This window comes from Streptomyces sp. NPDC014656, assembly GCF_043084305.1.
In the GTDB taxonomy this organism is placed as follows: domain Bacteria; phylum Actinomycetota; class Actinomycetes; order Streptomycetales; family Streptomycetaceae; genus Streptomyces.
This window is the reverse complement of sequence record NZ_JBIBZN010000012.1, coordinates 226,562-239,899: the sequence shown is the minus strand read 5'-3', so window position 1 is coordinate 239,899 and position 13,338 is coordinate 226,562. Positions and strand designations below refer to the sequence as shown.

At 73.8% G+C, this 13,338-nt stretch carries 12 protein-coding genes; 7 read left to right on the top strand and 5 right to left on the bottom strand.

From position 1 onward, the window contains the following. Positions 1-30: 30 nt before the first annotated feature. Positions 31-711: a bifunctional DNA primase/polymerase gene (locus tag ACF1ED_RS26240; protein WP_391764417.1), complete on the bottom strand. Its 681-nt coding sequence runs from the start codon at positions 709-711 to the stop codon at positions 31-33. 300 nt (positions 712-1,011) lie between these two features. Between ACF1ED_RS26240 and ACF1ED_RS26235 the strand changes: the two genes are divergently transcribed. Together ACF1ED_RS26235 and ACF1ED_RS26230 are read left to right on the top strand one after the other, a co-directional pair. Beyond that, a complete protein-coding gene (locus ACF1ED_RS26235; RefSeq protein WP_391764415.1) occupies positions 1,012-2,394 on the top strand; it encodes a transcriptional regulator in 1,383 nt (460 codons plus the stop codon). Between the two features lie 128 nt (positions 2,395-2,522). Continuing rightward, entirely contained in the window at positions 2,523-3,965 is a 1,443-nt protein-coding gene (locus tag ACF1ED_RS26230; RefSeq protein WP_391764413.1) for a hypothetical protein, read from the top strand. 27 nt (positions 3,966-3,992) lie between these two features. Here ACF1ED_RS26230 and ACF1ED_RS26225 read toward each other — a convergent pair whose 3' ends face one another. Further along, positions 3,993-5,276 carry an ABC transporter substrate-binding protein gene (locus ACF1ED_RS26225; RefSeq protein WP_391764411.1) on the bottom strand — a complete coding sequence of 428 codons (1,284 nt, stop codon included), beginning with the start codon at positions 5,274-5,276 and terminating at the stop codon, positions 3,993-3,995. Between the two features lie 143 nt (positions 5,277-5,419). Here ACF1ED_RS26225 and ACF1ED_RS26220 point away from each other — a divergent pair, with 143 nt between their 5' ends. Beyond that, on the top strand, positions 5,420-5,923 hold the full coding sequence (locus tag ACF1ED_RS26220) for a hypothetical protein (protein ID WP_391764409.1): 504 nt from the start codon (positions 5,420-5,422) through the stop codon (positions 5,921-5,923). Between the two features lie 70 nt (positions 5,924-5,993). Then, positions 5,994-6,845, top strand: a complete 852-nt coding sequence (purU, locus tag ACF1ED_RS26215) for a formyltetrahydrofolate deformylase (protein ID WP_391764407.1) — start codon at positions 5,994-5,996, stop codon at positions 6,843-6,845. A gap of 33 nt (positions 6,846-6,878) precedes the next feature. Here purU and ACF1ED_RS26210 read toward each other — a convergent pair whose 3' ends face one another. Further along, positions 6,879-8,090 carry a maleylpyruvate isomerase N-terminal domain-containing protein gene (locus ACF1ED_RS26210; RefSeq protein ID WP_391764405.1) on the bottom strand — a complete coding sequence of 404 codons (1,212 nt, stop codon included), beginning with the start codon at positions 8,088-8,090 and terminating at the stop codon, positions 6,879-6,881. Then, a complete protein-coding gene (locus tag ACF1ED_RS26205) occupies positions 8,087-8,665 on the bottom strand; it encodes a sigma-70 family RNA polymerase sigma factor (RefSeq protein WP_391764403.1) in 579 nt (192 codons plus the stop codon). The genes ACF1ED_RS26210 and ACF1ED_RS26205 overlap by 4 nt, the downstream gene beginning before the upstream one ends. A 238-nt stretch (positions 8,666-8,903) precedes the next feature. Here ACF1ED_RS26205 and ACF1ED_RS26200 point away from each other — a divergent pair, with 238 nt between their 5' ends. After that, complete coding sequence (locus tag ACF1ED_RS26200) at positions 8,904-9,353, top strand: STAS domain-containing protein (protein WP_391764401.1); 450 nt, start codon at positions 8,904-8,906, stop codon at positions 9,351-9,353. Here ACF1ED_RS26200 and ACF1ED_RS26195 read toward each other — a convergent pair. Continuing rightward, positions 9,298-10,851: a class I adenylate-forming enzyme family protein gene (locus ACF1ED_RS26195; RefSeq protein WP_391764399.1), complete on the bottom strand. Its 1,554-nt coding sequence runs from the start codon at positions 10,849-10,851 to the stop codon at positions 9,298-9,300. The two genes, ACF1ED_RS26200 and ACF1ED_RS26195, sit on opposite strands and share 56 nt — an antisense overlap. Positions 10,852-11,008: 157 nt before the next feature. Here ACF1ED_RS26195 and ACF1ED_RS26190 point away from each other — a divergent pair, with 157 nt between their 5' ends. Continuing rightward, the gene (locus ACF1ED_RS26190) at positions 11,009-12,199 is read left to right on the top strand and encodes an amidohydrolase family protein (protein WP_391764397.1); all 1,191 of its coding nucleotides are present in this window, start codon (positions 11,009-11,011) and stop codon (positions 12,197-12,199) included. Next, positions 12,199-13,332 carry an acyl-CoA dehydrogenase family protein gene (locus ACF1ED_RS26185; RefSeq protein WP_391764395.1) on the top strand — a complete coding sequence of 378 codons (1,134 nt, stop codon included), beginning with the start codon at positions 12,199-12,201 and terminating at the stop codon, positions 13,330-13,332. The genes ACF1ED_RS26190 and ACF1ED_RS26185 overlap by 1 nt, the downstream gene beginning before the upstream one ends. The last annotated feature ends 6 nt before the right edge of the window (positions 13,333-13,338 follow it).

Here is a 13,338-nt window from a genome sequence, read left to right as displayed (position 1 = left end):
CCTAAGGGGCCGCCTCGGGGAAACCCCAGGTCACTGACGCCGGGACCGTGATACCGCCGCCTCGCGCCCGCACGCGTACGCGAGGGCGCTGATCAGCTCCTCCGCGTCCGGCAGCCAGCGGTTCGCCGGAGTGGGCCGCCGCGCCCACTGCACCGCGCCCCGGCCGCCGATCCGGGTCGGCGGCGCCGCCACGTAGTGCCCCTCCCCGCGCGTGGCGAGGTCGAGCGAGGCGGGGGTCCAGCCGAGCTTGCGGATCAGGTCCGGCACCTTGGCGGCGGCGCCGGGCAGCACGAAGAAGAACATCCGGCGGTCCGGGGCGCAGGTCACGGGACCCAGCGTCAGCTCCATCCGCTCCATGCGGGCGAGCGCGAGGAAACCGGCCGCCTCGGGCACCTCGATCGCGTCGAAGGTGCGCCCGGTGGGCAGGAGGATCGACGACTTCGGCTGCTTCGACCACATGCGCCGGGCGCCCACCCCGCTCCCGGTCGCCAGCGTCGCCCAGTCGGGCTTCACGGCGTGACCGCCCGGCAGCGGGCAGTCGGCCGCGCCGCAGGAGCAGCGCTCCCGGCCGTCGACGGCTTCCAGCCAGGTCCCCGGGAACACGTCCCAGTGCCGCTCTTCCGCATACCGCACGGCGCTGTCGAGCAACTGCTCCCCTCGCTGCTTGGGGATCTGCGCGGCTTCCGTCGTGACTCCGATGGTCTCATCCACGTCGAAGACAACTGCGCCCGTCACCTGGGGTTACGGGCGGGGCGGCGCCAGGAGTGAGGCATCGATCCTGCATGCGGGGCGCAAAGGTGCACGCGCGGGGGCGCGCGGGGGACCGGGGAGCGGGGGAGGGGTACCAAGGAGGGCGGGGACGGACGCGGGGCGGGGGCCGGGGGGCGTCGGAAGGCCCGGCAGTCGGTGAACGACGTGTCCGGTTTCGCGTGTTCACATCGGCATTGACCTGATATCCGCAGGGCAGTGATCAGTCCGTGTCCGTACCCGTCCCGTCTGGGGGTTCCACTCATGGCAGCCAGGCCACTCGTGCCACGACAGCCCAACGAACGGCTCCAGGCGCTCATCCAGGAGGCCGCCTGCTCCAACGCCGGCCTCGCCCGCAGGGTCAACATGGTCGGCGCGGAGCGCGGCCTCGACCTGCGGTACGACAAGACCTCGGTGGCGCGCTGGCTGCGCGGGCAGCAGCCGCGCGGCCGGGCGCCCGGTGTCATCGCGGAGGCGATCGGCCGCAAGATCGGCCGGACGGTGACGATCGACGAGGTGGGGATGGCCAACGGCCGGAACCTCGCGGCGGGCGTCGGCCTCCAGTTCGCGCCGACCGTGCCCGGCGCCATCGAGCAGGTCTGCGAGCTGTACCGCAGTGACGTGGGCCGCCGCGAGTTCCTGACCGGTTCCGCGGTCGCCGCCTCCGCGCTCGTCGAGCCCAGCAGGGACTGGCTGATCACCGGCGCGGACGCGCAGGTGGCGCGCGCGGCCGGGGCCCGGGTCGGCCGCTCCGACGTGGCGGCGGTGCGGGAGACGACGGCGGCGCTCGTCGACCTGGACCGGCGCTTCGGCAGCGGGCACGTCCGCCCGGTGGTGGTCCACTACCTCGACAGCGTGGTGTCCGGGATGCTGTCGGGCTCCTACCGGGAGGCGGTGGGCCGGGAGCTGTTCGGCGCGGTGGCCCGACTGACCGAGCTGGCCGGGTACATGGCCGTGGACACGGGCGAACCGGGGCTCGCCCAGCGGTACTACATCCAGGCGCTGCGGCTCGCGCAGGCGGCCGGGGACCGGGCCTACGGCGGCTACGTGCTGGCCGCGTCGATGAGCCACCTGGCGGCGGAGCTCGGGAACCCCCGGGAGATCGCCCAGTTGGCGCGCGCCGCGCAGGAGGGGACCCGGGGCGGGGTGCCGCCGCGGGCCGAGGCGATGTTCCTGGCGGCGGAGGCGCGCGGGCACGCGCTGCTGGGGGACGGCCGCGCCTTCGAGTCGGCGGCGGGGCGGGCCACGGGCGCGCTGGAGCGGGCCGATCCGGAGTCCGGCGACGACCCGGCCTGGATCGCCCACTTCGACGGGGCGTACCTGGCGGACGAACTGGCCCACTGCTACCGGGACCTGGGCCGGGCGGAGCACGCGGCCCGCGCGGCGGAGGAGTCGCTGGCCGGGCATCCGGAGGGGCGGGCGCGGCGGCGGGCGATCGGGTTCGCGCTGCTGGCGCACGCGCGCGTGCAGCAGCGGGAGATCGAGGAGGCGTGCCGCGCGGGCACGCGCGCGCTCGAACTCCTCGGCGGGCTGAGGTCGTCGCGCGGGGCGGAGTACCTGGAGGAGCTGAGGGACCGCCTGGAGCCCTTCGCGGGGGAGGCGGTGGTCCGGGAGTTCGAGGCGCGCCTGGAGGCGCGGGCGGCGTGAGCGGACGGTCCGCGGGCCCGCCGGGTTCCCCGCGAAGGGTGTTACCGGTCTCACACGTGTGTGCGGAGCGGCGGACGTACCCGGTAGCGTGAGCCGACGATTCCGTAGGTCCATCAGTAGGAGTCCCGGTGACGCAGAACGGACAGGGTCCGGAGCAGGGGGGCGCGCAGGCGTGGGGCGGTGCCTGGGGCCCCGCGGGCGGCCCGCCGCAGCCCGGCGGGCAGCCGCTGCCCCCCGCGCAGCCGCTGCCCCCCGAGGCGCCGGCCGCCGGTGATCTCCAGGCCACGCAGTACATAGCCCCGGTGCCGCCGCAGCCGCAGGGCGCGCCGGGCGGGATGCCGCCCGCCGGTCCGCCGCCCGGCTACGGCTACCCGCCGCCGGTGGCCGGTCACGGCGACATGCAGGCGACCCAGCACCTCGCGCCCGTGCCCGGGGGCGTCCCGCCGGTGGGACCGCCCGCCGGGTACGGCTACCCGCCGCCGGCCGCCGCCCCGGTCGCGGACATGCAGGCCACCCAGCACATCGCGCCCGTGCCGCCGCAGGGCGGCCCCGGCGGCGGCTCGCAGACGCAGTTCCTGGGGACGGGCCGGCTGCCGCAGCCGCCCGCGCCGGCCGGGGCCTCGGACGCCACCCAGTACATCGCGCCGGTGCCGGGCGGGCCGGTGCCGGGCGGTCCCGGGCCGACGCAGCCGCCCGCGGAGTTCGACAGCCTCTTCCGGGACGCGGCGCCCGCGCAGCCCGCGCCCCCGGCGTACCAGCAGCAGGCCCCGGCTCCGTACCAGCAGCACCCTCCGCAGCACCAGGCACCGCAGCACCAGGCGCCGCCGCCGCAGCAGTACGGCTATCCGGGCGGGGGCGGCGGCTACCAGGCGCCCGGCGGTCAGCAGGAGGCGTACTACTACGACGACGAGCCGGAGCCGCCGCGCCGGAAGTCGCCGGTCGCGCTGATCGCGGCCGTGGTGGTGGGCTGCGCGGTCGTCGGTCTCGGCGTGGGCGCCCTGCTCAGCGGCGGCGACGAGGAGAAGGACCCGAAGGCCGGGCAGAGCGTCGCGCCCAGCTCGCAGGCCCCGGCGCCGAGCGACGGCGCCTCCCAGGCGCCGGAGAAGAAGGACGACCCGGCCGAGCCGCAGGCGAAGGAGCTGGACAAGCTCCTGGCCACCAGCAACGACAGCCGGGACGCGGTGATCCGCTCGGTCGAGGCGATCAAGCAGTGCAAGAACCTCGACCAGGCGGCCGCCGACCTGCGCGGCGCGGCCGAGCAGCGCCGGAGCCTGGTGACCAGGCTCCAGACGCTCACCGTCGACAAGCTGCCGGACAACGGGGCGCTGACGGCGGCCCTCACGCGCGCGTGGCAGGCGTCCGCGGCGGCCGACGACCACTACGCGGGCTGGGCGGACCAGATGAAGGCCAAGAACGCCTGCAAGGGCGGCAAGGCCAAGTCGACCAACCGGCTCAAGGCGGCCAGCGACAAGAGCTCCGAGGCGACCACGGCCAAGAAGGAGGCGGCCGGGCTGTGGAACCCGACCGCCACGAAGTACGGACTGCCGAAGCGGTCCGCCACCCAGCTGTAGGGGGCGGACCGGCGGGACCGGGGCGCTTCAGCCCCGGTTGCTGACGGTGGGGCCGACGTCGACGAAGCCGGGCTTCTGGGCGACGAGCCGGCCCTTCCTGACCACCTGGAACGTCACCGCGTGGTTGACGATCCTGGGGAAGTCCGGGGCGCCGAGCAGGTCCTCGTACATCCAGCGCAGCGGCGGGGTGAGGCCGCCGGTGTCCACGCGGGCGCCCCGGTCGAGGGCCTCGGAGATGCGCGAGCCGGTGACCGTGTCGGTGTCGAGGGACTCGATCACCTCCTTGAGGACGGTGTAGGCGATCCAGGTGGTCTGCACGCCGGCGTCGTTCGGGTCGACCCGGTTGTCGGCGAAGGCGTGCTCCCGGATGACCTTCCGCATCGGCTCCCAGCTCTTGTCGTCCGCCTCCGGGTACCAGCCGGTGACGAAGGCGCCCTCGAAGGGGCTGCGGGCGCCGCCGGTGCGGTCGATGACGGGCTGGCCGACGCTGCCGAGGACGGAGGAGATCCGGACGGACTCCTTCCCGTCCCCGTCGTCCGCCTGGGCGCCGCCGGCGGAGTCCGGCAGCCGGCGGAAGGAGTCGAAGAAGGTCTGGGTCCGCTCGCCGAGCACGGCGGTGACGCAGCCGGAGTCCGTGCCCGCCTTGTCGCGGGCCCTGGCCGCCTGGGCGGTGTACTCGGTGGCGTCCTCGACGGCCCGGATGTCGACGGCGCCGCGCTTGCTCGAATTCTTCAGACCGGCGTCGAGGAGCTTGGGCAGCCGGTCGCCGGCGAGGGTGTCGGGGCGGACCAGGGAGACCTTGCGGCAGGACTCGGCGAGCTGCATGCCGTGTCCGGCGATGAGCGAGGCGAGACCGCCGTTGACGGGGTACGAGAGGGGGCTGGTGAACTCGTCCTCGGTGACGCCGTAGCCGCCGATGTACGGGATGCCGGCCGCTTCGAGCGGGGCCATGAAGGCGCGGCCGTTCTGGCTGTACGAACCGACGACCGCGACCGCCTTCTCGCGGACCGCGCGGCGGGCGCACGCGGCGGCGCCCGTCGGGGTGTTCTGTTCGTTGCAGGTGAGGACGCGCAGCTCGTGGCCGTCGACGCCGCCCTGGGAGTTCACCCAGCGGGCGTACGCCTGGGCCATGGCGGGCATGCCGGGCATGTTGGTCGCGCGGGTCTGGTCGGGGGCCCAGGTCATCACCGTGACGGGCTCCCTGGAGCCCCCCGTGGCACCAGGGAGCACGCCGCACCCGGTGAGGAGCGACGCGCCGGCCGCCGCGGCGGTGACGGACGCGAGGAGAGTGGACAGTCGCCTACCGGTCATGGACACGCACCATTCCGCTCCCGGGGTAACGCGGGAGTGTGCACCGTTCAACGGTCGGTGACACGGAGGTGAATTGCGGGGGTCGGGGCGCCTAAGGGGAGGGTGTGAGTCCGCTTGTCGGTGGCGAACCGTACGATCGAGCGATGTCCAGTACCGTCCCCGGTTCGGTTAACCCTTCCCGTCGCGGCCGTCGCTCCTCCACCATGGGCGGCATGCCGCTCAACGACATGCCGTGGTGGCGCTGGCGCACCAATGTGCGCTCGGCGCTGCACATGCTCTCCGATCCCGGATTCCACCGGTCCGTCTGGCTCGCGGGCCAGGAGGGGTACGGGGACGTCACCGACGCCGTCTACCGGCTCGTCGAGGACACCTGGCTCGACAGCTGGTCCGCCGAGAAGTACGTCGGCGCGATCTTCCGCGACTCCGCGGAGGCCCAGCTCGTCGACGTCGCCGTCCTGCGGGTGCTGCGCATCCTGCACCAGGTCGGCCCCGACGCGCCCTTCTCCGCCTACCAGGAGCACCCCGGCTGGCCCGAGGCCGTCCACGCGGCGCGCGAGGCGCACGTGCGCCTCGCGACGGCCGACGGGGACGACCCGGACGTCCCGCCGCGCTCCCTGGACGTCCTGCGGATCCTCACGCGCGCGTGAGGGCCCCCGGGGCGTTCCGGAGGACGGACGGCGGTACGGGCCGGGCGGCGCGGTGTGGCACGCTGTCGGGATGACCGACCAGTACGTCCTCACCATCTCGTGCCCGGACAAGCAGGGCATCGTGCACGCCGTGTCGAGCTACCTCTTCATCACCGGATGCAACATCGAGGACAGCCAGCAGTTCGGAGACCGTGACACCGGTCTCTTCTTCATGCGGGTCCACTTCTCGGCCGAGACGCCGGTGACCGTGGACAAGCTGCGGGCGAGCTTCGCGGCGGTGGGCGACTCCTTCCAGATGGACTGGCAGATCCACCGCGCCGACGAGCGCATGCGGGTCGTGCTGATGGTCTCGAAGTTCGGCCACTGCCTGAACGACCTGCTCTTCCGGTCCTCGATCGGGGCGCTGCCCGTCGAGATCGTCGCGGTCGTCTCCAACCACACGGACTTCGCGGAGCTCGTCGCCTCCTACGACCTGCCCTTCCGGCACATCCCGGTCACGAAGGAGACGAAGCCCGCGGCGGAGGCGGAGCTGCTGGCCCTCGTCGAGGAGCAGGACGTCGAGCTGGTCGTCCTCGCCCGCTACATGCAGGTCCTCTCCGACGACCTCTGCAAGCGGCTCTCCGGGCGGATCATCAACATCCACCACTCCTTCCTGCCGAGCTTCAAGGGCGCCAAGCCGTACCACCAGGCGCACGCGCGCGGCGTGAAGCTCATCGGGGCGACGGCGCACTACGTGACGGCGGACCTCGACGAGGGGCCGATCATCGAGCAGGAGGTCGAGCGGGTGGGGCACGAGGTGACGCCGGACGCGCTGGTGGCGATCGGCCGCGACGTGGAGTGCCAGGCGCTGGCCCGGGCCGTCAAGTGGCACGCCGAGCGCCGCATCCTCCTCAACGGCCGCCGCACCGTCGTCTTCGCCTGACCCCCTCCGGGCCGCCGCCGGACCGTACGGGGCCTACAGGCGGCTCAGGGAGGCGGCGGCCGAGAGGACGTCGTGGATGGCCTCGCGGTCGCCGTCCTGGCCGGCGGCGGCCTCCTCCGGGGAGATGTGGCCGGCCACCAGCTGGCAGAACTCGACGCCGTCCATGGCGACCTGGGCGACCGTGTGGTCGGGCGAGCCCAGCGCGGCGGGCGAGTCGAGCGCGATGTACCAGTGGCCCCCGCCCGCGCCCTCGACCTCCAGGTGCAGCGAACGCCCGGGCGCGCCCGCCGCGACGAGCCGGCGGGGCGGCGCCGCGCGGCCGGAACGGCGGCGGTGGGCGACGGCCGCCGGCAGGAGCCGGGCGGCGAGGTCGATCATGCCGTGCAGGTGCGGGCCGCTCGGCGGTTCGTACGGATAGGCCACCGCGTTCGCGATGTCGTCCGCGTGGACCCAGCACTCGAAGGCCCGCTCCAGCAGCGCGTCCTTGAGGGGCAGCGCGAAGTCGCCGTAGGTGACCGTCAGGTCCGAGACGCCGCGGCCCGCGAACGAGACGGTGCGGATCAGCGTGTGGCTCTGGTCCCGCCACGGCGCCCGCAGCGCCCGGTTCGGCGGCCGGTGCAGCGCCTCCCAGAACGCCTCCGTCCGCTCCGTCGGCGACAGTTCGGGCACGTCCGGGCCGAGCGGGTCGTCGAGCCCGAGCGCGCCCGAGACGAGGCCGTCGACGGCGAGGAGGTGGCCGATGACCCCGGCGACGGTGGACTTCCGCCGCACCAGGCGGTCCTCCTCGTACCACTTGAGGCGGACCGGCGCGTGCCACTCCGACTCGCCGATGTCGCGGAGCAGCGCGTCCAGGCGGGCGGTCTCCGCGTCGTACGGCGCGGCCCACGCGGGCACGGGGACGCGGGCCGGGCGGCGGCCCAGGCAGTTCTCCAGGACCCGCGAGCGCAGCAGCGGGTCGAGGTCCAGGTCCCGGTCCTCGTGCAGCAGGGTCACCGCGTCCCGCAGCCGCAGCGCCTCGTCCGCGCAGGGCGCGCACGCGGTCAGGTGCTCCTCGACCGCCCGGGTCTCCGCGGCCGAACACGCCGACAGTGCCCAGGCCCCGAGCAGGGACTTGAGCACCGTGTGGGAGAGGACCGGGACGGCGGTCCGGTCCGACAGGTCCGCGTGGTCGTCGGCGGCCTCCCGGGGGCCGGGTATCCAGGGGGCGCGTGCGGGGTCGTCGCCCTCGCCGTTCGCCCCCGTCACGGCGTCCGCCCGTAGGCGCCCGGCGGTCCGTCCGGCGGCCGGGTGTTCGCCGTGGACAGCAGCTGGAGGCCGAGCCGCAGCCGGCGCCGGGCCTCCTCGTGGCTGATGGACAGGTCGGCGGCGGTCTGGCGGTAGTCCCGCCGCTGGAAGTACGCCAGTTCGAGCGCCTTGCGGAGCGGGGCCGGCATGGAGGTGACGATGTAGTCGGCGCGGGCGGCGACGGTGGCCCGGCGCACCTTGGCCTCCAGCTCCTCCGCCGTGCCGACGCCGGTCTCCGCGTACGCCGTCGCCTCGGTCTGCCGCAGCCGGTGGACGGCCTGGCGCTGGGTGAGCCGGGCCACCCAGGAGCGGAGGTTCCCCTGCCGGGGGTCGTACGCGTCGGGGTTCTCCCAGATGGAGGCGAAGACCTCGCGGGTGATCTGGTCGGCGGCCTGGTCGTCGTCGAGGACCCGGTGGGCGAGGCTGTGCACCAGGGAGGCGTAGCGGTCGTAGAGCTCGCCGAGCGCGGCGGCCTCACCGCGGGCGAGCCGCTGCTGCATCCTGCGGTCCCAGCGCGGTGGTGTGTCGTTCGCCATCCGAGCCCTCCACCTTTCGCCTTCGCCGCTTCCGCCGCCGTGTCCCGCCTGCCGCCGTCCCCGTCCCGGCCCGTTCCGGTTCGTTCCGGCCCGTCCTCCTCCCCAAACTAGTGCGCGCGGCCGACAACGCACGCCTGTTTGCCGCAAGTGCGGCCTTCACACGGGAGTGGATGGTAAGGAAAGCGTCATACCCGGCTCGGAGGGTTTCGGCCAGGCCCCGGAGGGCAGGCGGCCGACTGTGACGACGATCGAGGCCGACGAGGACGACCGCGGTGGGTGGACGGTGCTGCGCCTGCGCGGCGAGCTGGACCTGGTGACGTCGCCGGAGATACGCAGGCGGGTCCACGACGCCGTCGCCGCGGGCCGGCACGACCTGGTCGTCGACCTGTCCGGGGTGCGGTTCTGCGATTCCAGCGGCATCGGCGTGCTCGTCGCCGCCCGCCGGCTGCTGCGCTCCTGCGACGGACGGCTGCGGCTGGTGCTGCCCGGGGCGGCGGAGGGCCAGGGCCATGTGACCCGGGTCTTCGCCGCGCTCGGCGTCACGCGCCTGTTCGAGGTGTACGCGGACGTGGCGACGGCCGTGGCGGGCGAGGCGCCCGCCGGGAGCCGGGAGGCGCCGGGCGGGCCGCCGGTCAGCCTGCCGGTTCCGCCGCCGCCGATCGCCCCGCTGCCCCGAACCGCTCCCTGAGCTTGTACTTGAGGACCTTCCGCAGCGTCTCGTTGCGCGGCAGGGCGTCCACCACCTCCAGCTGTTCCGGCAGCTTGTGGACGGAGAGCCCGGCCGCGCGCAGGAAGGCGGTGAGCTCCTCCAGGGTGAGCGGCGGGGCGCCCGCGGGCTGTTCGACGACCGCGCAGACCCGTTCGCCGCGTTCGGCGTCGGGGAGGCCGATGACGGCGGCGTCGCCGACGGCCGGGTGTTCGTGGAGGAGGTCCTCGATCTCCTTGGCCGAGATGTTCTCGCCCTTGCGGATGATGACGTCCTTCACCCGGCCGGTGAGGACGAGGTGGCCGCTCGGGGTCAGGTGGCCGAGGTCGCCGGTGACGAGGAAGCCGTCCTCGTCGAAGGCGGCGGCGGTCTGCGCGGGGTCGAGGTAGCCGCGGCAGACGGCTTCCCCGCGCAGCCGTATCTCGCCGTTCCCGGTGACGCGGATCTCCATGCCTGCGGGCGGCCGGCCCTCGGTGGTGGCGAGGTTCTCGGCGGTGTCCTCGGGGTCCCCCATGGTGATCATGGGGACCTCGGTCATGCCGTAGCCGTGGGTGAGCCGGCAGCCCAGCTCCTCGCGGACCGCGTGGTAGACCTCGGGGGGCTTGGGGGCGCCGCCGCCGGCGAGCAGCCGCAGGGTGGGGATGACGGGTTCGCCGGGGTTCTTGCGCTGCTCGGCGAGGAACATCGAGTAGAAGGCGGTGGAGCCGCCCGCGACGGTGACCCCGTGCCGGCGGTACTCGGCGAGGGAGGCGGGCAGCGCGAACTGTTCGAGCATCACGGCGGGGAAGCCGTACAGCAGCAGCATCACCGTGTAGTCGGGGCCGGCGATGTGCGCGTAGGGGAAGGCCATCGAGCCGACGTCCTCGGGGGTGAGGCGCAGCGCGTGGGCGAGGCAGGAGCCGCCGGCGAGCAGGGAGCGGTCGGTGTGCAGGACGCCCTTGGGGTCCGAGGTGGTGCCGGAGGTCCAGTAGATCCAGCGGACGTCGGTGCCGGAGGCGGGCGGCGGGGGCAGGACGGCGGGGTCGCCGTCGGGGAGGTCCTCGGAGGAGTACGCCTCGAAGACGCCGGGCGCGCCGAGCCGCCGGGCCATGGCGGTGTGGTCGTGGCCGCGCCAGACGCCCGGCACGGCGAAGTACTCGGCCCGGGACTCGCGGAGCGCGAAGCCGACCTCCTTGTCCCGGTAGAAGGGGATGACGGGGGTCTGTACGGCTCCGAGCCGGGCGAGCGCGAAGGAGAGCACCGCGGTTTCTAGGCGGGTCGGCAGCTGCCAGGCGACGACCGTGCCGGGGCGGACGCCCATGGCGTACAGCCCGGCGGCGCAGCGCTCGGCGCGCTCGCGCAGCCCGTCGAAGGTGAGGACGCGGTCCTCCTGGAGCAGCACGGGCCGGTCGGGGGTGAGGGCGGCGCGGCGCTCGACGAGCTCCCAGAGGGTGCGGGACTCGCCCAGCGCCAGGGCCTGCGCGGTCGCGGTCTCGGTCACCGGGGCCTCCATTCCTGGCTGTCGTCACCGGCACACGTACCTGATGCACCGTCAGATCGTGCGGAGAGCGTAGAGGTCCGGTGCTTGTCGGTCCAGACCCCCGGGGCTAGCCTGGCCTCATCAGGATCTGACGATCCATCAGAAACGTGGAGGGGTCATGACCGAACTGCCCCGCATCATCAGCGTCGACGATCACGTGATCGAGCCCGCCCACCTCTTCGAGACCTGGCTGCCGGCGAAGTACCGGGAGCGGGGTCCCAAGGCGCTCACGGCCGGGATCGGGGAGCTCGCCTACGTCGGGGGCAAGTACCAGATCACCATGGACCCCGACGGGCCCCCCACCGACTGGTGGATCTACGAGGACCTGCGGTTCCCGTACAAGCGGAACATCGCGGCCGTGGGCTTCGACCGGGACGAGATGACCCTGGAGGGGATCACCCGGGAGGAGATGCGGCGCGGCTGCTGGGACCCGAAGGCGCGGCTCGCCGACATGGACCTCAACCACGTCGAGGCGTCCCTCTGCTTCCCGACCTTCCCGCGCTTCTGCGGGCAGACCTTCGCCGAGGCGCACGACAAGGAGGTCGCCCTCGCGTGCGTGCGCGCGTACAACGACTGGATGGTCGAGGAGTGGTGCGGCGACAGCGGCGGCCGGCTCATCCCGCTGTGCATCATCCCGCTCTGGGACATCGACCTCGCCGTCGCCGAGATCCGCCGCAACGCCGCCCGGGGCGTCAAGGCCGTCACCTTCTCCGAGATCCCCACCCACCTCGGGCTGCCCTCCATCCACTCCGGCCACTGGGACCCGTTCTTCGCCGTCTGCCAGGAGACCGGCACCGTCGTGAACATGCACATCGGCTCCAGCAGCCAGATGCCGGCCGCCTCCCCCGACGCCCCGCCCGCCGTCCAGGCCAGCCTCAGCTTCAACAACGCGATGGCCTCGATGATGGACTTCCTCTTCTCCGGGGTCCTGGTGAAGTTCCCCCGCCTCAAGCTCGCCTACAGCGAGGGCCAGATGGGGTGGATCCCCTACGCCCTGGAGCGCGCCGACGACGTGTGGGAGGAGCACCGCGCCTGGGGCGGGGTCCGCGACCTCGTCCCCGAGCCGCCGTCCACCTACTACTACCGGCAGATCTTCTGCTGCTTCTTCCGCGACAAGCACGGCATCGCCTCGCTCGACGTCGTCGGCCGGGACAACGCCACCTTCGAGACCGACTACCCGCACGTCGACTCGACCTTCCCGCACACCAAGGAGGTCGCCCTCGACCACGTCCGGGGCCTCGACGACGAGACCGTCTACAAGCTGATGCGCGGCAACGCCATCCGCATGCTCGACCTGGGCATCGTCTGATGGACCTCTCCTGCACGGACGAGGAGGAGGAGTTCCGGGCCGGGCTGCGCGCATGGCTCGCCGCCGAACTGCCCCGGCTGCCCGACCGGCCCGACCCGCTCGACTGGCCGGGCCGCAGGGCCTACGACTGCGGCTGGCAGCGACGGCTCCACGACGCCGGGTACGGCCACGTCCACTGGGACGCCCCGCCCACCCAGCGGCTGATCTTCCTGGAGGAGACCGAACGGGCCGGCGCCCCCTACGTCGGCGCCAACTTCGTCGGCCTCCTGCACGCCGGCCCCACCATCGCCGCCGAGGGCACGCCGGAGCAGCGGGAGCGCTGGCTGGAGCCGGTGCTGCGCGGCGACGAGGTCTGGTGCCAGGGCTTCAGCGAGCCCGGCGCAGGCTCCGACCTGGCGTCGCTGCGCACCAGGGCCGTACGGGACGGGGACGCGTACGTCGTCACCGGGCAGAAGATCTGGACCTCGCACGCCGAGGTCGCCGACTGGTGCGAACTGCTCGTGCGGACGGGCACGGAGGGGCCCCGGCACAAGGGCATCAGCTGGCTCGCGCTCCCCATGGACGCGCCGGGCGTCACCGTCCGGCCGCTGCGGACCCTCGCCGGGACCACCGAGTTCGCCGAACTGTTCCTCGACGAGGTGCGGGTGCCGGTCGGGAACCGGGTCGGGGACGAGAACGACGGCTGGCGGGTCACCATGGTGACCCTCTCCTTCGAACGCGGCACCGCCTTCGTCGGCGAGGTCGTCGCCTGCCGCCGCCTCCTCGGCGAACTCGCCCGCACGGCCCGGGAGAACGGCCGCTGGGACGACCCGGAGCTGCGCCGCCGCCTCGGCAGGCTCGCCGCCTCCTTCCAGGCCCTGTGGCGGCTCACCCAGCGCAACGTCAGCGAGGCCCAGGCCACCGGCGGCGTCCCCGGCACCGGCGGCTCCGTCTTCAAGCTGCACTACTCGCACGCCCGCCAGGAGCTGTACGACACCGCCGCCGAGGTCCTCGGCCCCGACGCGCTCGACCTCGGCCGGGAGTGGAACCTCGACCGGCTCTCCTCCCTCTCGTACACGATCGCCGCGGGCACCAGCCAGATCCAGCGCAACATCGTCGCCGAGCGCATCCTCGGCCTGCCGAAGGGACGGTGACCCGGG

Bases quoted from the DNA above. Each gene is read 5' to 3' on its own strand.
- ACF1ED_RS26235 (WP_391764415.1), top strand. From the start codon at position 1,012: ATGGCAGCCAGGCCACTCGTGCCACGACAGCCCAACGAACGGCTCCAG.
- ACF1ED_RS26225 (WP_391764411.1), bottom strand. From the start codon at position 5,276: ATGACCGGTAGGCGACTGTCCACTCTCCTCGCGTCCGTCACCGCCGCG.
- ACF1ED_RS26220 (WP_391764409.1), top strand. From the start codon at position 5,420: ATGTCCAGTACCGTCCCCGGTTCGGTTAACCCTTCCCGTCGCGGCCGT.
- purU (WP_391764407.1), top strand. From the start codon at position 5,994: ATGACCGACCAGTACGTCCTCACCATCTCGTGCCCGGACAAGCAGGGC.
- ACF1ED_RS26205 (WP_391764403.1), bottom strand. From the start codon at position 8,665: ATGGCGAACGACACACCACCGCGCTGGGACCGCAGGATGCAGCAGCGG.
- ACF1ED_RS26190 (WP_391764397.1), top strand. From the start codon at position 11,009: ATGACCGAACTGCCCCGCATCATCAGCGTCGACGATCACGTGATCGAG.
- ACF1ED_RS26185 (WP_391764395.1), top strand. From the start codon at position 12,199: ATGGACCTCTCCTGCACGGACGAGGAGGAGGAGTTCCGGGCCGGGCTG.